1 protein-coding gene is annotated in these 776 nt (G+C 54.9%); it reads left to right on the top strand.

What is annotated here, in order from left to right:
• On the top strand, nt 1-776 hold a 776-nt coding region (locus tag QP503_RS04525), incomplete at both ends, for an IS256 family transposase (RefSeq protein ID WP_285101361.1).

The raw sequence follows: 776 nt of genomic DNA, 5'->3' as shown, positions 1-776 counted from the left end.
GTTCACATCACGCCTAGTTCCTCCCGGCCAGCGCCGCATGGGTGGCCTGGACGACATGATTATCTCCCTGTATGCCGGTGGCATGACGATCCGGGAAATCCAACACCACCTAGAAGCCACTATTGGTACCCAAATGTCCCATGAAACGATCTCGAATATTACCGAGGCCGTTCAAGACGAGATCATTACCTGGCAGACCCGCCCGCTAGAAGCGTTTTATCCAGTCCTGTTCCTGGATGCTATCCAGGTGAAAATCAAAGATCATAACCGGGTTACTTCCCGGGCTGCTCATATCGCTATCGGGGTAGATTGTGACGGTATCAAACACGTGCTTGGGATCTGGGTGCAAGCAGCCGAGGGCGCGAAGTTTTGGGCTGGTGTTTGCGCTGAGCTAGCTAATCGTGGTGTCCAGGACGTGTTAATCGTGGCTTGTGACGGGCTGGCTGGTTTCCCTGAAGCGATCACGGCTACCTGGCCAAGGGCAATCATTCAAACGTGTGTGGTCCACTTGATCCGTGCCTCGATGCGGTTTGTGTCCTATCAAGACCGTAAAGCCGTGGCTGCGGCCCTCAAACCAATGTACACGGCTGTTAACGAAGAAGACGCGCTAGGTGCCCTCAAGGCTTTTGAAGAAGGAGAGTGGGGGCGTAAATACCCGGCCACGGTGGCGGCCTGGCAGCGGGCCTGGGATCGGTTCATTCCGTTCTTGGCTTTCGGTCCGGCTACCCGTAAGGCGATCTATACGACTAATAGTATCGAGTCGTTGAATTACCAGC

The organism is Pauljensenia sp. UMB0895 (assembly GCF_030218905.1).
Taxonomy (GTDB): domain Bacteria; phylum Actinomycetota; class Actinomycetes; order Actinomycetales; family Actinomycetaceae; genus Pauljensenia; species Pauljensenia turicensis_A.
Note: the sequence above shows the minus strand (reverse complement) of the source record. Positions and strands in the feature narration are given on the sequence as shown.